Below are 23,712 nucleotides of genomic sequence, written 5' to 3' on the forward strand. Positions count from 1 at the left end.
GTCGTCGCCGTTCCCGGTGTGGTCGGGCGCCTTGGATCCGCCGGGTGGTGGTGGCGGTGGGCCTCCGCCGTCGTCGTCCTTCCCAGTGTGGTCGGGCGCCTTGGATCCGCCGGGTGGTGGTGGCGGCGGATCTCCGCCGTCGTCGCCCTTCCCCGAGCGGCCGGGGCCGAACCGGTTGGCGGCGTATCGGCCGGCGCCCTTGAAACCCTCGATACCGGCCATTCCAAACCCGAACTCGGCGGCCTGCTTGAGGTCGACGTGCTGTTCGAAGGCGGCCTGGGCGGCGACGTTGCCGGCGGTGCCGGCCATGCCGTTGAAGACGACCTTGGCCGCGCCGGCCTTGAAGCCACCGGCGTTCATGAACGACGACAGCGCGGTGGTGAAGCCGTTGCCCTCACGCGCGACCCAGGCGCCGGCCCCGCCCATCACGCCGCCGGCCAGCGCGCCCTCGCCGCCGGCCTTCGCGAGTTCGGTGACGCTGAAGTCGTCCTGCACGCCCTCGTGGATGCGGGCGTACTGGCCGACGGCGTCCAGCCCACCGCTGTACACCGCGCCCATCGCGGCCCCTCTGACGATCAGCGAACGGCCGATCACCGACTGGGCGATCCGCTGCAGGAAGAGTCTGAGCGCGCTCCCCTCCGCCTCGGTGGTCGCGGTGGCGGCGCCGACCGACCCGCCGCCGGTGATCCACGAGACCGCCAGCGCGATCGCCCAGACCGTCGCCAGGAAGGCGATGGACAGCCAGAACTGCAGCCGCCCGGCGTTCTCCTGCTTGATCAGAAAGTCGACCGAGTCGCCCATCGACTTGCAGGCCGTCGCCAGCCAGCGCAGGCCGCCCTCGTCGCCACCGCCGTTCAGCGCGTCGGCGAACGAGGCGAACTGTTGAGTCGCCTCGCCCTTGTTGTCCGTCGTGATGGCCTCGCAGTGGCCCGAGATCTCGTCGGCCACATCCTCGACCGCTCCGGCCGCGGTGTGGAAGGCGTCGCGCAACGACGCCAGATTCTCCATGTTGCCGTCGGGCCAGTCGCATCCGAAGACGAGTGTGCGCAGCAACGAGATGACGAAGTCGAACCCGGAGGGCGGCGGATCGGACTTCGCCAGTTCCTGGGTCACCTTGGGCAGGCGGTACGGGTTCACGGCCGCGAGCGCGCCCTTGTCCGCTCCCGCGGGAAGCGCCGAGCCGATCGTGCTCGCCTGCTCGGCCACCGAGTAGGTGTTGCCGGAGATCTTCAGCAGGCCGCCGGTGGCCCGTACGAGGTTGACCATGTCCGCGAGTTCGGCCAGCAGCGCGTCGCGTGCCTCGCCGAAGCCCGGCGTCTTGTCGTCGCCGTTGAAGAACGCTCGTCCGATGTCGTCGTGGCCCCAGCAGTCGCCGGCCTTGCTCAGCTCGTCGCAGAGCGTGTTGACGGCGGTCTCCAGCTTGTTCGACGCACCGATCATCCCCTCCCCGGAAGACGCCCACGTGGCGGGGACGGCCGTGTACCCGTCGGCGGTCACCATCAGTCCCTTCGAGGGCGGCGCTCAGTCCGGTAGGTCGTCTTTGAAGCTGGGTGCGTCCGGCAGGAAGGCGCTGAGGTCCTCCTCCCCGTCGCGGAGTCGCGCGGCCACGTCCTCCGGGAGAAGGGCGGCGGTGATCTGCCGGGCCCGCCCGGAGGCCTCCCGGGTCGCCTCACCGGCCAGCTCCATGATCGTCAGGGCAAGACGCTGCGGGTTCATGCGGTCGTAGACGCGCGGGCCGAGATGGACGGCGCGTAGATCCCCCTGCGCGCCCACCTCGACCGACACCGCGCCGTCGCGGGTGCGGGCCGTGGCGGTCACGTTCTGGACGTCCTGCTGCATCTTCCGCAGCTCGGCCAGCCGCTGGTGGTAGCCGTCGGCGATCTCGTGCAGCGACGCGGGTGTCCGGTCATCCATTCCGCGGCTCCGTGTCCTCGGCGTTCTCCGCCTTCGGCAGGAAACCGGACAGGTCAAGACCGCTGTCCGAGCCGCCCGGCATGAAGGGCGTCATGATCGCCCTCATCTGCTGCGAGACCTCGGCGCCGGCCTGCGAGATCAGCTCCATGATGGCGGCCGCGAGTTCGCCGCTGTCGAGTTTGCGGTAGACCCGGGGGTCGAGGCGGATGTCCTTGACCTGACCCTGCGCGCCGACGACCACGGTGACGAGCCCGTCCGGTCGCTCTGCCGTGGCACCGACCTCGGTGAGCTCGCGCCGCATCTCCTTCAGCTGCTGGATGCGCTTTGCGTAGTCATCGCCGGGAGTGCCGAGGGGAGCCTCGGGTTCGGCGCTCATCCATCACCTCCAGGGGTCGCGTGCTCGTCGCCGGCTGGAACAGATGCGACGTTCATTTCGTCTGGACGGTTCCTCCCCGCAGCATTTCAGCCGGACAGGGGGTGCATCGAGCATAAAGCAGACACGTGGCGTCTTGGCGGCTTGAGTCCGGACGTTCCTTGCGGCGTCACGTGCCGGGCGACCGATCGGACGGGCTCTCGGCCTTCCGGGCGTGTCCCAGGTAGGTGACGAGGGGACGGTGGTCCGGGGCCAGGACGAACCCGGCCGCCGCGGCGACCTGGTCGTCGGTGATCCGCCCGCGCCTGCGGGCGAGCACGGTCTTGACGAGGTCGCTCGCGTTGGCCGGCTGGAACGGGCAGATGTCCTCATTGCGCAGGCCGTGGCGCTCCAGAGCGCGGACCAGTTCGGCCGGACGCCGCAGGCGTGCCGCGGCGTACCGTCCGCGCGGCATGATCCGGGTCTGCGGGATGCCCTGGAACGCGCCGAGATAGATGAGCCGCGAGAGGGGGGTCCGGTTGACCGTGTCGTAGCAGAGCGTTCCGCCGGGCCGGAGAACACGCGCCGCCTGCGCGACGACCCGATCCAGACCCGCGGTGATCTCGAATGTGTCCGCGTAATAGGCGAGGTCGAACGACGCGGCCGGGTGACCGAGGTCCTCGGCGGGCGCGGTCTCGTACACGACGCGTTCTCCGGCGCCCGGCCTCCGCGCCATCTTCGTGGCGGCGGGCGACGGATCGACGGCGGTCACCTCGAAACCCAGCCGGCTCAGCCCGCGTGCCAGGTCGCCCCGGCCGCTTCCCACCACCAGGGCGCTGCCGCCGCCCGTCGGCCGCACGTCGCCGAGGACGCGCCGGACGTACTCCAGCCGCACCTCCTGAAAGGCGACCGCTCGGATGTGGCGTCCATCGATCGCGTCCGCCGAGTCCAGCTCGATGCGTGGTGCCGCCATGCCGCCTCCCTTTGTGGGTTCCCTGAGGAAATCTACTCCATGCATTTCTTAAGGAAACGCACCGGGTAGGCTTCGAGCGTGACCCGTACTCGACTCGCCGACGTGGCCTGCTCGATCGCGCGCGCGACCGACCTGTTCGGGGACGCCTGGACGGCCTTGATCATGCGGGACGTCATCGTCGGCGTGACCCGCTTCGACGACATCGCCCGCGACCTGGGCATCTCGCGGAAGATCCTGGCCGCCCGCCTGGCCCGGCTGGTCGAGGAGGGCGTCCTCGTCCGCGAGCGCTACCAGGAGCATCCGCCGCGCGACGACTACCGCGCCACGCGGAAGGGCGAGGAGCTCTATCCGGTGCTGCTCGCCCTGATGAACTGGGGCGACCGCTGGTACGCCGACGCGTCCGGGCCGCCGGCGCGCGTCCACCACCTCGACTGCGGCCACGACACCCACGCGGTGACCGCGTGCGCGCACTGCGGGCAGCCGCTCACCGTGGCCAACACCACCCAGCGTCCCGGCCCCGGCGGCCGCGTCGGGCCCGGCACCCGGGTGCTCGGCGCACTGGTCGCCGAACGGCGCGAGGGCTGACCCGTGGCGCACCCGGAAATCTCTTCGAGACGCGCGTGCCGCGATGTCGAATCGGGGCGGGGCCCTTCGTATGGAGGGTGAGAGGCCGGCGCGGTGCCGGCGGTGACGTAGGGAGGATCATCGTGAAGGAGTACCTGCTCAGCATCTACCAGCCCGACTCGGACGCCCCTCCGCCACCCGAGTTCCTGGAGCCGATCATGCGGGAGGTCGAGGCCGTGAGGGCCGAGCTCAAGGCGGCCGGCGCGTGGGTGTTCAGCGCGGGTCTGCATGATCCGAGCACGGCCACCGTGGTACGGCGGAAGGGCGACGAGACGCTCACGACCGACGGTCCGTACATCGAGGGCAAAGAGCACCTCGGCGGGTTCACGATCATCCAGGCGCCCGATCTCGACGCCGCCCTGGAGTGGGGCCGCAAACTGGCCGGGGCGACCACGCTTCCCATCGAGGTCAGGCCGCTGCGGGACGGATCGTCCGGCTGACATGACGCAGGTGGCCCCGGCGGTGATCGAGCGGGTCTTCCGCGAGGAGTACGGACGCGCGGTGGCCGTCCTGGTCCGTGCCTTCGGCGACATCGGCGTCGCCGAGGAGGCGGTCCAGGACGCGTTCACGGAGGCCGTACGCCGGTGGCCGGCCGGCGGCGTACCCCCGAGCCCGGCGGGCTGGATCATCACCACCGCCCGCAACCGGGCGATCGACCGGCTCCGCCGGGAGGCGTCCCGCGAGGACCGGCACGCCCAGGCGGCGCTGCTGCACAGCCCCGGCGAACCGCCTGAGGAGGGCCCGGTGCGCGATGACCGGCTGCGCCTGATCTTCACCTGCTGTCATCCCGCGCTTGCCCCGGCGGCGCGCGTCGCGCTCACCCTGCGGTTGCTGGGCGGGCTCACGACCGCGGAGATCGCGCGCGCCTTCCTGGTGTCCGAGCCGACCATGGCCCAACGGCTGGCCCGCGCGAAGGGAAAGATCCGCGATGCGGGGATCCCCTACCGTGTCCCCGGCGACGCCGACCTGCCCGACCGCCTGCGGGCCGTTCTGGCCGTCATCTATCTGATCTTCAATGAGGGTCACACGGCGAGCTCGGGCGAGCGGCTCGTCCGCGCGGACCTGTGCGCGGAGGCCGTTCGTCTCGGCCGGCTGCTCGCCGAGCTCATGCCCGACGAACCAGAGGTCATGGGCCTGCTCGCGCTCATGCTGCTCACCCAGTCGCGCCGGGCCGCCCGTACCACCGAGGACGGCGAGCTGGTGCTCCTGGCCGACCAGGATCGCGGCCGATGGGACCAGAGCCTCATCGCCGAGGGCCAGGCGCTCGTCCGGCGATGCCTCCGGCGTGACCGGCCCGGCCCGTACCAGGTCCAGGCGGCGATCAACGCGGTGCACAGTGACGCGCCGACCGTGGCCGCCACCGACTGGCCGCAGATCCTGCGGCTGTACGACCACCTCCTGTCGCTCACTCCGAGCCCGGTCGTGGCACTCCACCGTGCCGTCGTGGTGGCCGAGGTCGAGGGACCGCGGGCGGCGCTCACCCTCGTCGACGACCTCGGCCTCGACGGCTACTACCTCTTCCACGCCATCCGCGCCGACCTGCTCCGCCGCCTCGGCCGACGCGCGGAGGCGGCGTCGGCGTACGAAGCCGCGATCGCCCGCACCGACAACACGTCCGAACGCACGTTCCTGCAGCGCAGGCATCAGGCGCTCGTCCGGGCCGGGTGAGCCGCTCGGCCGGACCGGCGCGGTGAGCCCGTCACGCGTCGAGTTCGCGCCCTATTTCGCGCGACCATTCGCAGTAACATCACCATTTGTGCCACCTTTGCCGGTGTGGGTCTGAAACCGCGCCACGGGCGGATATCGAAGGGGGATCGCCGTGAGGTCAGTGAAACTGGGCGGCCTCGCCGTGGCGGGAGTCTTGGGCCTCGTGGCGTTCACCGGCGTACCCCCTGCCGTGGCGGCCAAGCCGACGCCCAAGACGACGCACAAGACGACGACGCCCCGATCCACACCGTCGAGTAAGCCGTCGGCCACGTCCACGCCCACGCCCACGGTCGACCCCTCCCCGACCATCGAGTGCAACCCGCCGCAGGCCGTCGCGGCGCTGACCACCGAACCGTGGGCGCAGCAACGCCTGGACTTCGCCCGGGTCTGGGACCTGACCAAGGGCAAGGGCGTCACCGTCGCGGTCGTCGACAGCGGCGTCGACGTGACCCAGCCACAGCTCGCCGGGCACGTGACCTCGGTGGACATCACGCATACGAGGACCACCGACTGCATCGGGCACGGCACCGCGGTCGCCGGGATCATCGCCGCCCAGGACCGGCGGTCGCAGAACATGCCGTTCGTCGGCGTCGCGCCGGGCGTGCGCCTGCTCTCGGTGAAGTTCACCAACGAGGACCACACCGAGGGCGCCGACCCCAACCTCGCCAAGGCGATCCATGAGGCCGCGGCGCTGCACGCGAAGGTCATCAACGTCTCGGTGACCGCGCCGGACACTCCCCAGCTGAAGTCGGCGGTCCAGTACGCGCAGTCGCGCGACGCGGTCGTCGTCGCCGCGGCCGGGAACGTCACGGACCAGGACAGGGGTACGGTCGGCCCCGCCTATCCCGCCGCGTACCCGGACGTCATCAGCGTCGGCTCGCTCGGCTCCGACGGCGCCGTGGCCGACTCCTCCAACACCGCGACGAAGGTCAGCGTCAGCGCCCCGGGCAAGGAGGTCGCCACGACCTGGCCCGGCGGGTACGCGCCGAACGAGGAGGGCACCAGCTTCGCCGCGGCGTTCGTCTCCGGCACGGCGGCTCTCGTCCGCGCCTATCACCCCAAGCTCAACTACAAGCAGGTCAAGGCCAGGATCGAGGCCACGGCCGACGGCTCGGTCGGCACCGGCTCCGGGGCGGGCATGGTCAACCCGACGCAGGCGGTCACCGCGCTGCTGCCGGGCGAGGACTCCGGTTCGGCCGCCACGCCGCCCGGCGCGACGGAGCCGGGCAGCGGGCAGGCGATCCGCGTGGCGTACCGCAAGCCGACGGATCGGCAGACGCAGTCGGTCGCGTTGGTGGTGGCGGGCGTCGCGCTGGGTGCGGCCGCCGTGGCCGTGACCGCGGGAGTGTTCGTCCCGATGGGCCGCCGCCGCGGCTGGCAGCCCGGCCGCCGTTCCGCCGGCTCGGACCACACCGACACCTGAGGCCCGGGGCCGGGTGACCGCGTCACCCGGCCCGCCCGTACGCGACGCGTCAGCCGGTCTCCTCGCCGCCCAGGTACGCGGTCTGGATGAGGCGCGTGCCGGTGCGCCGCTCGACGAAGTAACCCCGGCCCGGCGGCAGCGGGCTCGGCCGTACGTTGCCGAAGAGCGCGCCCTCGTCCTTCGTGCCGGACATGATCAGAGCCGGGTTGGCCATGTCCTTGATGCGCTGGATCACCGGGTCGAACATCGCGCGGCCCGCGCCGCCCATCGCGCGGGCCAGCACGACGTGCAGGCCGATGTCGCGCGCCTGCGGCAGGAGGTCGACGATCGGTGCCAGGGGGTTGCTCGACGTGGCCACGAGGTCGTAGTCGTCGATGATGAGGTAGAGGTCCGAGCCCTGCCACCACGACCGGTTGCGCAGCTGCTCCGGCGTCAGGTCCGACGTCGGCAGCCGCGTGACCAGCGCGCCGTGCACGTCCTTGAGCAGCGACGTCGCCGACGTGCTCGCCGCGGCGTACCCGATCCGGTGCTCGGTGTCGGCGGTGTCGAGCAGCGAACGCCGGTAGTCGAGGAAGATCAGCCGCGCCTGGTCCGGCGTGTTGCGGGCGATGATGCCCTCCGCGATGAGGCGCAGCAGGTTCGACTTGCCGGACTCGGTGTCGCCCACGATGACGAAGTGCGCGTCGTTCTCGAAGTCCACCATGACGGGCGAGAGCGTGTCCTCGTCGATGCCGATCGGGATCCGCTTGCCGGACTCCGCGGGGGTCGGCAGCATCGAGGGTTCGAGCCGCGCGGGCAGCAGGCGTACGGGCGGCGCGGCCGGGCCGGTCCACGCGCTCCGGACCTGGTCCACCAGCGACCGGACGCCGTCGGCCAGGTCTTCGGCGGCCTGGCGGCCGTCGACGCGCGGCAGCGCGCCCAGGAAGTGCAGGCCGTCACGGGTCAGCCCGCGTCCGGGGGAGTTCTGCGGCACGTTGTCGGCGAGCTTGCGGTTGATCTCCGACTCGTACGGGTCGCCGAGCCGCAGCTCCACGCGGGTGCCGAACAGGTCCCGGATGTTCATCCGGAACTCCGACCACTTGTTGGTCGCGGCGACCACGTGGATGCCGAAGCCCAGGCCGCGCCCGGCGAGAGCGGTGATGCTGCCCTCGACCATGTCGAACTCCTGGCGCAGCAGCAGCCAGTTGTCGACGACCAGGAAGACGTCGCCGAACCCGTCGCCGGGCACCTTGCCCTCGGCGCGCAGCCGGCGGTACGTCGCGATCGAGTCGATGCCCCGCTCGGTGAACTCCCGCTCCCGCTGGGTGAGCAGGGTCGTCATCTCCGCGACCGTACGCCGGACGCGGTCGCCGTCGAGGCGGGACGCGACGCCGCCGACGTGCGGCAGTCCCGCGAGCGAGGAGAGCGTGCCGCCACCGAAGTCGAGGCAGTAGAACTGCACCTCCTGCGGTGTGTGCAGGAGCGAGAGCGAGGTGATCAGGTTTCGCACCATCGTCGACTTGCCGCTCTGCGGACCGCCGACGACCGCGATGTGCCCGGCGGCGCCGCTCAGATCCACCCACATCGGGTCGCGCCGCTGTTCGAAGGGACGGTCGACGATACCGAGCGGGGCGCAGAGCCGGCCCCGGCCCTCCCAGCCGGGTGAGGTGAAGCCCTGCTCCGGCGTGGCCCTGAGGCCGGGGATCAGCTGGTCCAGCGTCGACGGGTCGTCGAGCGGCGGCAGCCAGATCTCGTGCGGAGGCGGGCCCTGGCCGGCGAGCTGCCGGACCACGATGTCGAAGAGGCTGTCCTCGACGCTCGACTCGCTCGCGTCATGGGTGTGCTCCGGCTCCGGGTCCGCGATCACATGTGGCGCCAGGTAGTCGGGCATGAAGGGCACGATCTGCGGGACGACGCGTGGACCGCCGTCCTCCTCCACGCCGTCCTCCGGCTTGTAGGCGCCGGAGACGTACGCCGCCTTGAACCGCGTCATGCCGGTCGTGTCGAACTTGAGGTAGCCGTTGCCGGGCTGCGAGGGCAGCTCGTACGCGTCGGGCACACCGAGGACGACGCGGCTCTCCATGGCCGAGAAGGTGCGCAGGCCGATGCGGTACGACAGGTGGGTGTCGAGGCCGCGGAGCTTGCCCTCCTCCAGGCGCTGCGACGCGAGCAGCAGGTGCACGCCGAGCGACCGGCCCAGCCGGCCGATCATCACGAAGAGCTCGGCGAACTCCGGCTTGGCCGACAGCAGCTCGGAGAACTCGTCCAGCACCACGAAGAGCGTCGGCATCGGCGGGATCTGGGCGCCGCGCTCGCGCGCCGCCTCGTAGTCGCGCAGCGAGGCGTAGTTGCCGGCCGACCGCAGGAACTCCTGCCGCCGCACCATCTCGCCGTGCAGCGCGTCGTACATGCGGTCGACCAGCGGCAGCTCGTCCTCCAGGTTGGTGATGACCGCCGCGACGTGCTGGAGGCCGTCGAGGCCGAGGAAGGTCGCGCCGCCCTTGAAGTCGACGAGGACGAAGTTGAGCACCTCGGAGGAGTGCGTCACCGCGAGCCCGAGGACCAGGGTGCGCAGCAGCTCGGACTTGCCGGAGCCGGTCGCCCCGATGACCAGGCCGTGCGGGCCCATGCCACCCTGAGCCGACTCCTTGATGTCCATCTCGACCGCCCGGCCGTCGGCGGCGACGCCGATCGGGACGCGGAGCCGGTTGCGGGGCGGACGCGGGCGCCACAGGACGCGTGTGTCGATGCGCGTCGGGTCGCCGATGCCGAGCAGCGAGGTCAGCGTGCGGTTCGCGTGCAGCGCGCTCTGCTCGGGCTCGGTCGCGCCGCTGGTCCGCAGGGGACACAGCTGCCGGGCGAGGCCGTCCACGGACACGAAGTCGAGCGAGTCGGGCTTGCCGAGGCGCTGGAAGACGTCCTTGCCGGTGCGGTCGCGTTTGACGATGCTCAGCCGGTCGGGGCGTACGTCGAGCCGGAGCATGGTGGACTCGGGCGTCGGCGTGATCGCACCGGTCAGGTCGATGACCGTGACGCCGTCGATGCCGTCCGCGCTGAGCTGGCTGTCCACGCTGACGGAGCCGCCGTCCACGATGACGATGTGGTACGGCATGTCATCGGCCGACAGGCCGGGCGTGAACCGGGGGCGTTCCTTCAGCTCGGCCCCGAGCATCTGCTCCAGCTCGGACATCGACTTGGTCATCAGCCGCACCGGGCCGGCGGCGTCGGTGTCTTCTGGATGCATGGTGTGCGGGAGCCACTTCATCCAGTCCCACATCGGCATCCGGTCGGCCGACGCGCATACCGAGATGCGCAGGTCGTCGGGGGAGTGGAAGGCGGCGGCCTGCGCCACCAGGGCGTACACCAGCTCGCGTATGGCGCGGGGCTCGCCCGCGGGCAGGATGCGCGCGAACGACGAGAGCGACACCGCGATGGGCAGGTTCGGCACGGTGGAGTGCGCGCGCACGAACCGCCGGAGCGCGCCCGCGGTCATCGGTTCGAGGTCCTCGACCGGCTTGGTCTCCGGCGGGATCAGCTGGATCGCGAGCCGCTGCGGGCCGCTGCCGATGCGGATGTTGCCGAAGTCGGAGTCACTCGCCCGGCGTTCCCAGAGCCGGGCGCTCATCACCAGCGACCACAGGGACGCGGGGTCGGGGCTGTTCCACTCCAGGGCCTCCCGCTGCTGCGTGCTGGCCCGGCGGACCTTCTGGCGGACCTGGGACAGATAGCGGAAGTAGTCACGACGGGCGCCGTTGAGACGCTGCTTGCGGTCGCCGGTGCCGCGGGAGATCTGGCCGAGCATCATCCCCATCATCGACAGCGACATCATGCCCGAGGACAGGAACATGGTCGGGTTCGAACCGGGCGCCACGAGCATGAAGGCCATCGCCCCGCCGCCGGCGAGCATCGGGACGTAGGTCAACATCGCCTGGAAACCCGCCGACTGCGTTTCCGGGATTTCGGGCGGAGACTCGAGAAGGATCTCACCGCGGGGCAGCTCCGGCGGAGGCCGGCGTTCTTGCCTGGTGACGATCACCGTGCTCAACGGAGTACCTCCACGGGCCGCTGGCATAAAGCGTGAGTAGCCGCCATCCTATAAAGCCGGTTCACCATGTTCCGTACGAATTCGCCGATGGGGGAGAACGTGAGCCCGAAAGCCGGAGCCGACTTGTGCCGGATCACGATCGTCGCACCGGATAGGCGGATCGATCTGTCGTTGCCGGCCGAGGTTCCGCTGGTCCAGATGCTGCCGACGCTGCTCCGCGCGGCGGGACGCGAGCTGGCCGACGCGGGTCTGGCCCATTCGGGGTGGGTGCTGCAGCGGCTCGACGGCCCGCCTTTCGAGAGCGGGCTCAGCCTGGCCCAGCTCGACGTGCGCGACGGCGAGGTGCTGTATTTCCGCCCGCGCATGACGCTGATCCCCGAACTCGTCTACGACGACGTCGCCGACGTGGTCGCGACGGGCAAGAACGATCGCGCCGACCGCTGGCGTCCCGAGACCACGCGCCGCTTCGGGCTGTTCGCCGGGGCCGCGGCTCTCGTCCTCGGTGTCGTCCCGATCCTGCGGGCGGGGCCGCAGTGGCACGCCGGTGCCGTCGCGGCGGCGCTCGTGGCGTTCGTGCTGCTGACGATGGGCGTGACGCTGTCGCGGGCCGTCGGGGACTCCGTCAGCGGCGCCGCCCTCGGCTGCGTGGCGCTTCCGTACGGGTTCCTGGCCGGCCTGCTCGCACCCGCGCGTACGCACCTGCCTCTCTCGGGTCTGGGCGGCCCGCACCTGCTGGCGGCGTTCGCCGCCACCACCGTGATCGCGGTACTCGCGGGCTTCGGCGTGGCCGACGGCCTGCCGTGGTTCGTCGGCGTCGGGTTCGCCGGTCTGGTGGGTACGGTCGCGACGGGCGCCACCCTCCTGTTCAGCGGTGTCGACCCGGCGGGCGTGGCCGCGTGCGCGGTCGTGGTCGTCATGGCGCTGAGCGCCCTCATCCCGACTCTGTCGTTCCGCATGGCCCGGGTGCCACTGCCACCGATCCCGACCAGCGCCGAGGACCTGCGCAGCGAGGCGACCGTCGTCGACGGCAAGAAGCTCCTGCGCCGCGCGGGAGTCGCCGACCGGTTCGCCACCGGTCTCGTCGCGGGCATCGCGCTGGTGGCCGCCGTCGCGCTGGTGTTCCTGGTCCTCGACCCGGGCCGGTTCGGGCCGATCATGGCCGCCGTGCTGTCGTTCTCGCTGCTCCTGCGGGCCCGCATCTTCCGCGGGCGTTCGCAGCGGAGCTGGATGCTCTTCGTGGGCCTCGGCGGGCTCGGGCTGCTCGACGTCGCGCTCTCGCTGCGGGCCACACCCGTGGAGACCCTCGCGCTGGTGCTGCCGGGGATGCTGGCGGTCGCCGCGATCACCCTGACGATGGGGATCTGGCTGCCCGGCCACCGCCCCAGCCCGTTCTGGGGCCGCGCGGGGGACATCGTCGACATGTTCGCCATCATCGCGCTGGTGCCGCTGGCCCTCGCCGTCCTCGACGTCTACTCGAAGGTACGTGGCATCGGCGGCTGATCCATCCGAGGCGCTCGCCCTGATCATCCGGTGGTGCCGATCACCGCGTTCCTGCATACTCTGCGGTGAAAGGGGTCAAGCATGAGCGAATTCGGGGACCTGGGCAATCTCGATATCCAGCGCCTCATCCGAATCTCGGAAGAACATTCGGCGAAGGTCAAGGAAATGCAGGAGCGCTCCGCCGAACTCGAGGGCGTGGCGGAGACCAAGGACCGCAGGATCAGGGTGACCTGCACGATCGCCGATGGCGTGACCGACATCCACATCGACCCCCGTGCCATGCGCATGCCGGCCGAGAAGCTCGGCGAGACCCTCAAGGAGCTGATTCGCGAGGCCACCGCGGACATGCGGAGTCAGCTGAGCGACCTCATGGCGGAGACCTACGGCGAGGACGCGAACCCGATGACGCTCCTGAAGGACCAGGAGACCGTCCAGGAGAGGATCAAGGAGGCCGCGACGGTCTTCGACCGGACGCTCGACGACGCGATGACCGAACTCGACCGCATCGCCAAACAACTCGGCCTCTGACGCCGGCGCGGCTCAGGTCTTGGTGGGCGTGGACGGCATGGGATCCCCGGGCCAGAAAGCCGTGTTCGCGCTCGTGCTGCCCGTGAGCATCGTCTTACCGGCGAGGTCGCCGCCGAAGCCCAAGCCGACGAGGCCGAGCAGGCCCTTGATCGACTTCAACATCGGAGCCAGCTTCTTCGCCAAGGCCAGGAGCCCGTTGAGGACGGTGCGGAACACCCCGTTCGAAGTCTCCGCCGCCGCCGTGGCCGCACCCTCGGTGGCCACGTCGACGCCCGGGATCGCGGCGGTCGCATCGACGGTGAGCGACCAGGCGAGCATGATGCCCCCGATCGCCGCGGACAGGCCGCCGACCACCTGGTAGACCGTGGCCAGAGTGCCCAGCGAGCCGTTGATGCCGTTGTGGAGTTGCGCGGTCTGGTCGCAGGCCTGAGCGTACGGAGCGACGTGCGTGTCGGAGAAGAGTTTCTTGTCCTTACCATCCCACTTGTCGGCGCTGGCGCGCTTGTCCACGATCTGTTGCAGCTGGGCCTTGGCGTCGTCCGCCTTGCCCGCCAGGTTCTTGTGTCGCTCACCGCAATGCGCGATCTGCGCCGGGTCGGAGATGCACGTCCCCTGCATCATCGCGAGCGGAATCGCGGCGGGCACGGAGAAGCAGGCCGCTGAGGTCATCCCGAACCCGGCGACACTGGGCGCCGAGGTGATGAAGTCGTCGAGTGCCATTTCGATGTCTTTCTTCCAGGGCCTTACTGGTTTGTCGGGACCTTGCTGACACTGTCCGTGGAGTTGTCCTCCGCGCTCTGCGAGTTGTTCACCGTCGCGTTGAGGTTGGGCACCCAGTTCGACAGAGACCGGTAACCATTGGCGAACTGTGTCGCACCGGCATCACGTACTTCCACGTGGGCGGAGCCCAGCGGAGCGCCCGCGATGCCGCAACCGGGATACCCGATATTGCATCCTGAGGCGTCCTTCTGCGCCTGACCCATGACGGGGACCGGGCCGTTCGTGATGTCCTTTCCGAGTTGGGTGACGGAGTCCCGGCTGATGCTGGCGAAGCCGGTGTTCTCTAGATTCTTCTGCGAGCCCGGTGTCTGCGGGGTCTCTGGCTGCTTCGGCTGCTGCTGCTGGGGCTGTTTCGACGTCGGGAGGCCATCGCCGCCGCCACCGGTGTCCGGTGTGCCGCCGCCACCGCTGCTGGGCGTCTGCGGGGTGGGGATGTCCGGGGTCTGCGGCGTCTGCTGATCAGGGACGCCCGGGGTCTGCGGCAGGCCGCCGTCCGCACCGCCGGTGCCGGGCTGCTGTCCCGGCCCGCCCGGCTGGCCTGGCTGGCCCGGTTGGTCCGGTTGGTCCGAGCCGTTGCCGTAGCCGGGGTTCTGGCCCGCGGGTCCCTGGAGGCCCGGCCAGTCGTCCTGCTGGTCCTTGGCATGGTCGTGAGCGTCGATCTTGACGTGCCCGTCCTTGTCGCGGGTGATGTTCAGATCGACGTGTTTGTCGGGATCGACGTGGATCTTGATCTCGTGCGGGTTGCCGTGGCTCTTGGGGACGGTCAGGGTGAAGCTGCCATCCTTGTTCGGGTGGACGTGCACGGTGATGGCGTGCGGGTTGTCCGGGCCCTTCGGGATCGTGATGTCCTGGCTGCCGTTGGCGCGTTCGTGGATGATGGGCGCCTGGGTCGTGGCGTTCGGCCCGTGCAGCGCGAGGTCGACCTGGGCGGCGTGGTGGCCGATGCCCTTCAGGTGCTCGACCTGAGTGTGGTCCTGCGACGGATCCTGGGTGGCGCCCGTCGGGTCGTACTGCCCGTCCGCGAGCGAGGACCCGTCGCTGCCGGTGCTCACCGGCTGGACGGTGCCGTCCGCGGACTGCGTGCCGTCCTGGGTCATCCCGGTCTGGTTCCACTGCCCGTTCAGCGTCGACCCGTCGCCGGAAGCCTGCGTGCCGTTCGCATATTGCGTGCCGTCCGTGTACTGGGTCCCGTTGCCGTACTGGGTGCCGTCCGCGTACTGCGTGCCGTCGCCGTACTGCGTGCCGTTCGCGTACTGGGTGCCGTTCGCGTACTGGGTGCCGTCCGAGTACTGGGTGGTGGTCGGCTGTACGGCCGCCTGCGTCAGGTCCTGCGGACCGTGCACGACGTGGGTGGAGCCGTCCGGCGCGATGTCGATGCTGAGGCCGGTGTCGCCGGCCGCGACCTTGTGGCCGTCGACGGTGATGAGCGCGTCCGGCGACGAGTCGATGCCGAGTTGCGCGTGAGTCGCGTGCTTTCCGGCCGCGATGTCGTAGCTGACCGTCCCCTGCGTCGCGGTGTCCGTGGTGGTGCCGGTCGTGGGGTCCGTGGTGCTGGTGGTGGCCGAACTCGGATTGAGCAAGGTCGCGATGCGGTTCGGCTGCTCGCTCATCCATCCTCCACCAAGCTGGACGACACGTTCCATTACTCCCAGGACGCCTATTAGATTACGGTGCTGAACCCGGGGTTCCGCAATGTTTGAAATATCGGGAGGTGCCGGTGCAGACCCGTCGTGACCTGTATCAGGCGCATCGTCTGATGATGCAACGCGTCGGCATGGCGCTTCTCGCCGGCGAACCCGACCTTCCCGAGCCGCCCACTCGCCGGATGACCGTCTCGGCCTTCGCCGGGCTGATGATCGGTGTTCTCGTCGTCGCCGGCTTCGGGATCTGGGGGCTGTTGTCGCCCGGCGGCGCCACCGGCCTGGAGGACCCGGGCACGCTCATCATCGAGAAGGAGACCGGCACCAAGTACATCTACAGCCAGCAGGACAAGAAGATGTACCCGGTGGCCAACTACGCCTCCGCCCGGCTGATCCTCAACACCAATGACGTGAAGCGCAAGCTGGTCTCGCAGTCGTCGCTCGCCAAGTACGACCGCGCGCAACCGGTCGGGATCCTCGGTGCGCCCGACTCCCTCCCCACCACGAACCACCAGGTGACCGGACCCTGGTCGGTATGTGGGCACAGTACGGAGAACGCCACGGGGGGTACCGACTCGTACGCCTCTCTGGTGGTCGGCAGCGGCGTCGGCGGGCAGTCGCTCAGTGACGGGCAGGCCGTCATCGTCCACGGCGCGGGTGCCTCGTGGGTGGTGTGGCGCAACCAGCGCATGAAGCTGCCTGCCGAGGAGGTGCGCCCGCTCAGCGGCACCGACCACCCTCCGGAGGTGTCGCCGACCTTCCTGAACGCGGTGCCGACGGGTCCGGACTTCGCGGCGCCGCCCATCCCGAACCGCGGCACGGAGGTCACCGGCCCCGACGGCGGAAAGGCGGCGGTCGGGACGATCTACGTCGCGCGGGCGGTCGGCGGCCAGGACCGCTGGTACGTCCTGATGAGCGACGGGCTCGCTCCCATCAAGCAGACCGAGGGCGTGCTCCTGCAGAACGACCCGGCGAGCAGAAGCGCCTACAAGGGGGGTCAGGTCAAGCCCGTCTCGATCGCACCGGCGACGGCGAACGCCATGCAGCGCTCGACCGACAAGGTGTCCGCGGACGGCCTGCCCGACGTGATGCCCAACATGATCTCCTACGACGCGCAAACGCCGCTGTGCGTCGTCTACTCCGACACCGCGTCGGCCGGCCAGAACGCGCGCGTGGCGGTCGGTGGCTCCGTCCCGACCCCGGCCGGCCCTCCTTCGACGACATCGGGAACCGGCGCCGCTAAGGGTGTGGTGGACCAGGTGGTGCTGCCGCCGGGAGACGGAGCGCTTCTCGGTCTGCTGCCCGCACCCGGTCAGGTCAAGTCGATCACCACGTACTCGGTACTGACTGATCAGGGGCTGCGGTTCGCCGTTCCGTCGACCGATATCGCGGCCAAACTCGGCTTGGACGTTAAGAAGCTCGCGCCGGTTCCAGGAAATCTTCTGCACTTGATCCCGGAAGGACCGACGCTCGACCCCAAACAGGCCACGCAGCCTTTGTCTTACCCCAGGTCAGGGGGGTGATGGGTGCCCGTCTCCGCTCGCTTGTGCGCCGGTTACGCAGAGATAACAATTGGGTAGCGTTCGGCATAGGCATTGACTTTTCCATATCTACTGGACAGGTTCCGGCAAAGTCTCGTATGGTTATCCATGTTTTGGCGGTCACGGTGGGCTTGAAGCCGCCTCTGTGAATGGGGTGGTGGCGAGCGTCGGGCCGCAAGCTGCCTGATCTCTTTATGGAGGAATCCCATGGCTCCCACCACGGGTGTCAACCCGACCACCGGCCAGTCCATCGATATCGGGCAGGCCACCGCAGCCGCCAACAGGCTGGACCACGCCCACGACATCGTCTCCGGTCTCCAGATCCGGCTGGGGGGACACAAGGAGGCGCTCCGGTCCAACTGGGACAGCAAGGCCGCCAGGTCGTTCGACAGCGTCTTCGAGGAGTTCAACCGTGATTTCACCACGGTGCTCCGGTCGCTCAGGGATATGCACGAGAAGCTCATCTCGACCAACACGCACTACCAGGACATGACCCAGCACCAGGACGAGGTCGTCAACCGGATCCACGGCCTGATCAACTCCAACGGCAGCCAGGTCAACCACACCGGAACCGCTCAGTAGCCGAGACCGCCTGGTAGGCGTCATCCGCTGACGAACAAGACTGGAGACTGAAGATGAGCACGGGTCAGGACGACTACACCGCAGTAAATTTCGGCGGCATGGAGCAGGCGAAGGCCGACTTCGAGATCATCTACAAGGCCGTGGAAGACGAGCTGGAGGACCTCAACAAGGACCTGGTCAACCTGCTGGGCGAGTGGGTCGGTAAGGCGAACAACCAGTACGGCCAGACGATGGACCAGTGGAACAAGGCCGCCGCGGACATGGCCGGCACGCTTCAGGCGCTGCACGTCACGATCGGTGACATCCACTCCAACTACTCCGAGGCCGAGCTGCACAACGCGCGTCTCTGGAACGGCTGACGGGAGTGTCGACCTCGGCTGCCCGTCAGTCGAGGTCGGTCTCCGTCTCAGGCCTGGCCGTCCGTCGGCGGTGACGCGGGTCGGTCATCGTCGGTCTCCAGGATGAGTCGCGGGTCACAGTCCGGGATCGCGGAACCCCGGATGTCCGGTCACCGTCGTATGGTGCAGTTGAGTTGCGTTTCGCCGGCATGAGACACGGGCGCGAGGAGGGAGATCATGGACCCTGACAGCGGGGAGCCGGATTATCCTTGGGGGCCGGATCCATGGCCCGGCACCCATAACATCAAGGATAACCTCAAGAACCATCCTGAGGCGAAGGATGGATACTACTTCAACGAGGCCGACTACGGCATCGTGATGAAGAAGCTCCAAAAACGGGCGGACACCTATCAGGACTCTGGGGGCAAGCCGTCAGAGGCCAAGAAGAGTCTGCAGGACGTCGCCGACCTGAAATCGAAGGACTTCGGTCAATGGTTGGCTGCGGACAGCCTGTATCGGAGTGTTCAGACGGCGCATACTTTGATGCTCGGCGCTTACGAGAATTTCACTAAGGCATACGCCGCTGTTCTCAAGAGGATCGAGGACACGCACGCCACCAACACGGGTGTCGAAGTCGACAACATCGAGACGGTGAGCTTCGATAATGTCCAGACGATCGATCCGCCCAAACCTGACTATCCGGCTTAGTCTGGTAGCTATTTCAAGGGGTGTCTGATGGGCGATCCGGGCAAAGTCCAGGGTGAGATGTATGGCGGCCCTCTCAAGGCCGACACTCCCGTCGACGACGAGTGGGGATACAGCGCCCAGGATATCCGGCAGTGGGCGCTGGACAGCGACCCGGATAAGATCGCGTCGGCAGGCAAAGCCTACGAGGACTTCAAGAACAAGTTTGTTGGGGACGACGACCTGCTGAAGTTCATCAAGCAGTGTGCGACCGATCTCGACAACGCGTGGGGCGGGCCGAAGAGCGGCGCGCCGGAATGTCAGCAGCAACTGTCAATGCTGTGGCAGTCCGCCAAACAGCTGATCGACTCTGCCGACATGCTGGCAATGGCCTTGAAGGGCCACGGCGAGGACGACGGTGACGGCAGCCTGAAACACCTCAAGAACTATTTCCAGAAGGACGACAGCAAGTTCTTGGGGTTCATTCCCACCGGCTCCGGCACCAGTCAGTTCCAGGCCGACGTCATTAAGGCCTCCGGGGGCGATGCGATCTACGTCGATCCGGACCACGACTTCGACTACAACGGGATGATCAGCGACAACGCTCCGGCGGCGGGAAGTCCGACCGACATCGCGTATCGGCAGATCGTCGACAACGTGGCCCGGCAGAAGCTGCTGGATCACAACGGCCTCAACTACATTCCGCAGAAGGACGCGAACAAGGACCGCCCGCCTACTGCGATCGACAATACGACGACTCTCAGTTCTACGACACAGCTCTCCAAGGCTGACGCCGATAGTATCAACAAGATTCAAGGGCGCACCGGTACTATCAATAACACCTACACCGCGATGCCGGGCTACATGACCTTGGAGTTGCCACCGGGTACGCTGCCGCCGCAGCCGAAGGATCCCGGTGTTCAAGATCCCAATAAACCGGACCCGACAAAAGATCCCACGAAGGATCCGACAAAAGTTCCCACGGCGGATCCAACGAATCCGGGGGCCCGGTCTCCGGACTTGGGGAATACGCCCAACTACAACCCGGCGGCTTCCCCGTACACCTCGCCCAAAAATCCGGGAAGCGTCACTCCCATCCCGAATACTCCCTCCACCAACTCTCCCGGGGGCACGGATCTGTCGGGGATCAACAATCCGACGAACCCCATACCCACCGGCACGACGTTCCCGACCGGTGACACGTCGACCAACCAGCCGACGGTGAACAATCCGAGCACCGGGTACCCCACGCCGAACGTCCCCACGACGGGCACGCCGACTCCCATTCCGACGACGCCGGGCAGCTCGAAGATCCCGAGCAGCAGCACCAAGATCCCCGGCCTGGGCGGTGGCAAGGTGCCCGGCTACGGCGGAGGTCTGCCGAACTCGAGTTCGGGTTCCACCCCGTCGAGCGGGGTCATCGGTGGTCAGAACACCGGGCGGGTCTCGGCCGGCAGCGTCAACGAGGCGGCGGCGGCCAACGCGTCCCGGGCACTCCAGACGGAGCAGGCGGAGGCGGCGACCGCGGCTGCGGCTCGTGGCGCGGGGTACATGCCGATGATGCCGATGGCCGGTGGCATGGGCGGGCAGAGCCAGCAGGACCGCGAGCGGAGCGCCTGGCTGACGGAGGACGAGGACATCTGGGAGTCGGACGACGACGTCGCTCCGCCTCTCATCGGATAGGACCGTCGCTTGCGTCGATCTTGCGGGCCGGTGAACCGCCGGACGGTCCGGTCGCCGGTGGCACGGGGAGCGACCGTGCCGGTGCGTGCTCTTCGCAGGACGCTCGTCGCGCTGGGCGCGCTGAGCGTCGCCGTCGCGCCGGCGCTCCCGGCCGCGGCGGCGGTTCCTTCTCCCCGCTCGTCGGAGTGGTGGTTCTCGCCGTGGAACGTCGAGCAGAAGGTCTGGCCGACCACGCAGGGCCAGGGCGTCACGGTCGCGGTGCTCGACAGTGGGGTCAACGGGACGATGCCGGAGATCGCGGGCGCGTTGTTGCCGGGCGGAGACACCTCCGGTCGGGGAACGGACGGCCGTACCGACTTCGACAAGACCGGGCATGGCACGAGCATGTCCGTGCTCATCGCCGGTCAGGGCGGTGGCCGTACCCGGCTCGTCGGAATAGCGCCGCGGGCGAAGATTCTGCCTGTCGACGTGACCGGTGGCGACATCACGACGGACCGGCTGGCGGAGCCGCTGGCGGCGGGCATCCGGTTCGCGGTGGACCACGACGCGCGGGTCATCAACATCTCGCTCGCGGCCCCGACGACGTCGGGGTGCCCGTCGGAGGTCATGAGCGCGATCGCCTACGCCGTCGCACACGACGTGGTGCTCGTCGCCGGGGCCGGGAACACCGGCGACGCCGACAACTCGGTCGAGTTTCCGGCCATGTGCCCCGGGGTGCTCGCGGTCGGCGCGACCGACGTGTCCTCGCGGCCGTGGAAGCGGACGCAGGCGCAGGACTACGTGTCGGTGGCCGCGCCCGGCGTGGACATGCCCACGACCGGTAAGAACCCGAGTTACTACTATCCGCATTCGGACGGGACGAGTAACTCAACCGCACTGGTGGCGGGGGCGGCCGCTCTCGTCCGGGCGGCCAATCCCACGATGCCGGCCCGCGAGGTCGTCCATCGGCTCATCGGCACGGCCATGGACGTCGGGGCGCCGGGCGACGACCCTCAGACCGGCTACGGCATCGTGCGCGTCGATCGGGCGGTGGATACCGGCTACGCCGTCTCGTCCGGTTCGCCGAATCCTCCCTACCAACGGTTCGACCAGTGGCAGCACCCGGGTGGCGAAGCGTCGAGCCCGGCATCCTCCGGCAGTCCTCCGCAGAAGCACAGCCACATCCTCGCGGAGGTCCTTTCGCTGCTCTCGATCGTGGTCGCCCTCGCGTTCGTCGGCGCGGCCTGGTACGCCCGGCGGAGCGGATCATCGGGCCCGGCGTCGCCACGTGACTCGACGACCGCGGATCGGGCCACCCGGCGCCCCGGCGACTGAGCCGTACGCGATCGCCGGGGGACGGTGCCGTATGTACCGCGTTCACACGGCGGCGTACGATGCCCGATTGGGTTGGTTAATAGGGAAACCGATCGCCGCGGCCGGTGGTCTAATGGGCACGAAGGTGAGCATTCAGGCTAACGGTCCATTCTCGGGAGATCGGCGGAGCAGATGACGGTCGCGTGCGCGTACGGCCATTACCGCGCCCAGGCGGCCGTTCACCCTACGCGTTTTTCCTTTCTGTCCTATGACGTTCATGACCGGGCGGCGGTGACGTGATGGTGGATTCCGCACTGCGCCGGACGAGAGGTCTGCTCGCCGTCACGGCGGCTCTCGTACTGACGGTGCTGTCGGCCTCGCCGGCCGGTGCCCTCACCCCCCGTCATCGCGCGGACGAGTGGTGGTTCGCGCCGTGGGCCATCAGTGACATCTGGAAGATCACCCGCGGCGCCGGCGTGACGGTCGCGGTGCTCGATTCGGGAGTGAACGCGCGCCTTCCCGAGCTCGCCGGGGCGGTCCTGCCCGGCGGGGACACCACCGGTCAGGGCACCGACGGCCGTACCGACTTCGACAAGAAGAACGACGGTCACGGCACGGCGATGGCCGCCTTGATCGTCGGACAGGGCGGGGGCAACTCCGGGTTCGCGGGCGTGGCTCCGGAGGCCAGACTGCTGCCGGTCCGCGTGTCGCACAGCACGGGAACCACCGACGCCGCGCAGGTCATCTCCGAAGGCATCCGGTACGCGACCGACCACGGCGCCAAGGTGATCAACATTTCGGTCGCCGCGGACGCGGACCAGGAGATCGACGAGTGTCCCGGCCTCGTGAAGAGCGCGATCGCGAACGCGATCCAGCACGACGTGGTCATCGTGGCGGCGGCCGGTGACGAGGGCGACGCCGCGAACGCCCCGGAGTACCCCGCGTCGTGCCCGGGCGTGCTCGCGGTCGGTGCCATCGACAAGTACGCCCAGCCATGGAAGAACACCCAGCGTCAGAGCTATGTGACGGTCGCCGCGCCCGGAGTGCGCGTCGGCTGGGTCGGGCAGAGCGGGAAGTACTACCCCAACGGCTGGGGCAGCAGCCAGGCGTCGGCACTGACCGCCGGCGGAGTGGCTCTGATCCGTTCGGCCAACCCGCGGATGCCCGCTCGCGAGGTCGTCCAGCGCATCTCCGCGACGGCCAAGGACGTCGGCGAGCCCGGCAAGGACAGCGCGACCGGCTACGGGGTCATCCGGATCTACCACGCGATGATGAAGAACGAGTATCCGGTGGCGGCGAACGCGCCGAACCCGGTCTTCGAACGTTTCGACGCGTCGCAGGCCCGCGACGGCGGACGGTCCGCCCCCGCCTCAACGCCACTGGCGGCGAGCGGGAAACAGGGGGGAGCGGGCTGGGGAACGCCGATCCTCGTGGCGCTCCTGGCGATTGTCGTGATCTTTGTGGTCGTGTTCTTCGGGCTGCGTGCCCGGAGGAGGAGCCGGCGCCCGGGTCCGCCGTCATCGGGTGATCCGGCGCCGGACGCCACCCCTCATCGGCCGGCCTCATCGGCCGGTCATCCGTCGCCGCACAGCGGCCGGCCGCAGTTCCTGCCGCCGGACGAGACAAAGGGGCGGTGAGGCCGCTGCTGGACGGACACGCATGGAATTCTGAACATGTCTCCTGCGTCCAAGTCATGGACGGAGTCCTGAAAGTGAGGCGATATGCCACACCTCGATGACGGGCCGAAATACCCGTGGGGTAACGACGACTGGCCTGGTCTGGCGGCTGACTCCGGTCAGAGCCAGAAGGACTGGGACAAGCAGGTCAAGTACAACGGTTCGAAGCTTGATGACGTTCTGGGTTATCTCCAGAACGCGCACACCGCCCTTCAGGTGGCGGCCAAGCACCTGCCCAAGGACATCAACGTCAGCGACTTCGGGCCGCCGACCGGTCAGCGACTCGGCAAGGACGGTCAGCAGGCCACCGAGCGCCTGCAGACCGGCGTCACCGCATTCCTCGGTGCCTGGTCCGACCTGATCACCAAGGTCCAGGGGACCAGGGACAAGCACTACAGCACCGAGGACGACAACAAACAGCGGGTTCAGCAGACCAACGATTGGAAGTGA

General features: G+C 69.0%; 21 protein-coding genes. 14 read left to right on the forward strand and 7 right to left on the reverse strand.

From position 1 onward, the window contains the following. The 4 genes from ACFFNX_RS07165 to ACFFNX_RS07180 form a co-directional block, all read right to left on the reverse strand. The coding region (locus tag ACFFNX_RS07165) for a WXG100-like domain-containing protein (RefSeq protein ID WP_446678504.1) at nt 1-1,440 on the reverse strand (1,440 nt) is incomplete at its 3' end. A gap of 81 nt (nt 1,441-1,521) precedes the next feature. Further along, nucleotides 1,522-1,914 (reverse strand): YbaB/EbfC family nucleoid-associated protein, encoded by a 393-nt coding sequence (locus ACFFNX_RS07170; RefSeq protein WP_378197110.1) that lies wholly within the window; start codon nt 1,912-1,914, stop codon nt 1,522-1,524. Beyond that, nucleotides 1,907-2,290: a YbaB/EbfC family nucleoid-associated protein gene (locus tag ACFFNX_RS07175; RefSeq protein ID WP_378197113.1), complete on the reverse strand. Its 384-nt coding sequence runs from the start codon at nt 2,288-2,290 to the stop codon at nt 1,907-1,909. The genes ACFFNX_RS07170 and ACFFNX_RS07175 overlap by 8 nt, the downstream gene beginning before the upstream one ends. A 166-nt stretch (nt 2,291-2,456) precedes the next feature. Beyond that, nucleotides 2,457-3,239, reverse strand: coding sequence for a class I SAM-dependent methyltransferase (locus ACFFNX_RS07180; protein ID WP_378197116.1), 783 nt, complete (start codon nt 3,237-3,239; stop codon nt 2,457-2,459). Nucleotides 3,240-3,317: 78 nt separating this feature from the next. On the opposite strand from ACFFNX_RS07180, the gene ACFFNX_RS07185 reads away from it, so the two are divergent. From ACFFNX_RS07185 to ACFFNX_RS07200, 4 genes are all read left to right on the forward strand, one after another. Then, entirely contained in the window at nt 3,318-3,824 is a 507-nt protein-coding gene (locus ACFFNX_RS07185; protein WP_378197119.1) for a winged helix-turn-helix transcriptional regulator, read from the forward strand. A gap of 122 nt (nt 3,825-3,946) precedes the next feature. After that, nucleotides 3,947-4,303 (forward strand): YciI family protein, encoded by a 357-nt coding sequence (locus tag ACFFNX_RS07190; protein WP_378197122.1) that lies wholly within the window; start codon nt 3,947-3,949, stop codon nt 4,301-4,303. Nucleotide 4,304: 1 nt separating this feature from the next. Next, complete coding sequence (locus ACFFNX_RS07195) at nt 4,305-5,531, forward strand: RNA polymerase sigma factor (protein ID WP_378197125.1); 1,227 nt, start codon at nt 4,305-4,307, stop codon at nt 5,529-5,531. A 151-nt stretch (nt 5,532-5,682) separates the two neighbouring features. Then, complete coding sequence (locus ACFFNX_RS07200; protein ID WP_378197128.1) at nt 5,683-6,993, forward strand: S8 family serine peptidase; 1,311 nt, start codon at nt 5,683-5,685, stop codon at nt 6,991-6,993. Nucleotides 6,994-7,042: 49 nt separating this feature from the next. Here the strand turns inward: ACFFNX_RS07200 and eccCa are convergent, their stop codons facing one another. Further along, the gene (eccCa, locus tag ACFFNX_RS07205) at nt 7,043-11,008 is read right to left on the reverse strand and encodes a type VII secretion protein EccCa (RefSeq protein ID WP_378197181.1); all 3,966 of its coding nucleotides are present in this window, start codon (nt 11,006-11,008) and stop codon (nt 7,043-7,045) included. A 96-nt stretch (nt 11,009-11,104) separates the two neighbouring features. On the opposite strand from eccCa, the gene eccD reads away from it, so the two are divergent. Together eccD and ACFFNX_RS07215 are read left to right on the forward strand one after the other, a co-directional pair. Then, nucleotides 11,105-12,517, forward strand: coding sequence for a type VII secretion integral membrane protein EccD (eccD, locus tag ACFFNX_RS07210; RefSeq protein WP_378197131.1), 1,413 nt, complete (start codon nt 11,105-11,107; stop codon nt 12,515-12,517). A gap of 81 nt (nt 12,518-12,598) precedes the next feature. Next, nucleotides 12,599-13,045 carry a YbaB/EbfC family nucleoid-associated protein gene (locus tag ACFFNX_RS07215; RefSeq protein WP_378197134.1) on the forward strand — a complete coding sequence of 149 codons (447 nt, stop codon included), beginning with the start codon at nt 12,599-12,601 and terminating at the stop codon, nt 13,043-13,045. A gap of 12 nt (nt 13,046-13,057) precedes the next feature. Here ACFFNX_RS07215 and ACFFNX_RS07220 read toward each other — a convergent pair whose 3' ends face one another. Together ACFFNX_RS07220 and ACFFNX_RS07225 are read right to left on the reverse strand one after the other, a co-directional pair. After that, nucleotides 13,058-13,765 carry a hypothetical protein gene (locus ACFFNX_RS07220; RefSeq protein WP_378197138.1) on the reverse strand — a complete coding sequence of 236 codons (708 nt, stop codon included), beginning with the start codon at nt 13,763-13,765 and terminating at the stop codon, nt 13,058-13,060. A gap of 23 nt (nt 13,766-13,788) precedes the next feature. Continuing rightward, the gene (locus ACFFNX_RS07225; RefSeq protein WP_378197140.1) at nt 13,789-15,435 is read right to left on the reverse strand and encodes a hypothetical protein; all 1,647 of its coding nucleotides are present in this window, start codon (nt 15,433-15,435) and stop codon (nt 13,789-13,791) included. A 107-nt stretch (nt 15,436-15,542) separates the two neighbouring features. On the opposite strand from ACFFNX_RS07225, the gene eccB reads away from it, so the two are divergent. The 8 genes from eccB to ACFFNX_RS07265 all read left to right on the forward strand — a co-directional run bounded on the left by eccB (nt 15,543) and on the right by ACFFNX_RS07265 (nt 23,712). Continuing rightward, nucleotides 15,543-16,988: a type VII secretion protein EccB gene (gene eccB, locus ACFFNX_RS07230; protein WP_378197143.1), complete on the forward strand. Its 1,446-nt coding sequence runs from the start codon at nt 15,543-15,545 to the stop codon at nt 16,986-16,988. 225 nt (nt 16,989-17,213) lie between these two features. Then, nucleotides 17,214-17,588 carry a WXG100 family type VII secretion target gene (locus ACFFNX_RS07235; RefSeq protein ID WP_378197146.1) on the forward strand — a complete coding sequence of 125 codons (375 nt, stop codon included), beginning with the start codon at nt 17,214-17,216 and terminating at the stop codon, nt 17,586-17,588. A gap of 53 nt (nt 17,589-17,641) precedes the next feature. Continuing rightward, a complete protein-coding gene (locus ACFFNX_RS07240; RefSeq protein ID WP_378197149.1) occupies nt 17,642-17,947 on the forward strand; it encodes a WXG100 family type VII secretion target in 306 nt (101 codons plus the stop codon). A gap of 216 nt (nt 17,948-18,163) precedes the next feature. Continuing rightward, on the forward strand, nt 18,164-18,634 hold the full coding sequence (locus ACFFNX_RS07245; protein WP_378197151.1) for a hypothetical protein: 471 nt from the start codon (nt 18,164-18,166) through the stop codon (nt 18,632-18,634). A 27-nt stretch (nt 18,635-18,661) separates the two neighbouring features. Continuing rightward, nucleotides 18,662-20,293, forward strand: coding sequence for a hypothetical protein (locus ACFFNX_RS07250; protein ID WP_378197154.1), 1,632 nt, complete (start codon nt 18,662-18,664; stop codon nt 20,291-20,293). A gap of 75 nt (nt 20,294-20,368) precedes the next feature. Further along, nucleotides 20,369-21,607 (forward strand): S8 family serine peptidase, encoded by a 1,239-nt coding sequence (locus ACFFNX_RS07255; RefSeq protein ID WP_378197157.1) that lies wholly within the window; start codon nt 20,369-20,371, stop codon nt 21,605-21,607. A 278-nt stretch (nt 21,608-21,885) separates the two neighbouring features. Then, nucleotides 21,886-23,223 (forward strand): S8 family serine peptidase, encoded by a 1,338-nt coding sequence (locus tag ACFFNX_RS07260; protein ID WP_378197160.1) that lies wholly within the window; start codon nt 21,886-21,888, stop codon nt 23,221-23,223. An 84-nt stretch (nt 23,224-23,307) separates the two neighbouring features. Next, nucleotides 23,308-23,712 carry a hypothetical protein gene (locus ACFFNX_RS07265; protein WP_378197163.1) on the forward strand — a complete coding sequence of 135 codons (405 nt, stop codon included), beginning with the start codon at nt 23,308-23,310 and terminating at the stop codon, nt 23,710-23,712.

Source organism: Actinoallomurus acaciae (genome assembly GCF_042429965.1).
Classification (GTDB): Bacteria; Actinomycetota; Actinomycetes; order Streptosporangiales; family Streptosporangiaceae; genus Actinoallomurus; species Actinoallomurus acaciae.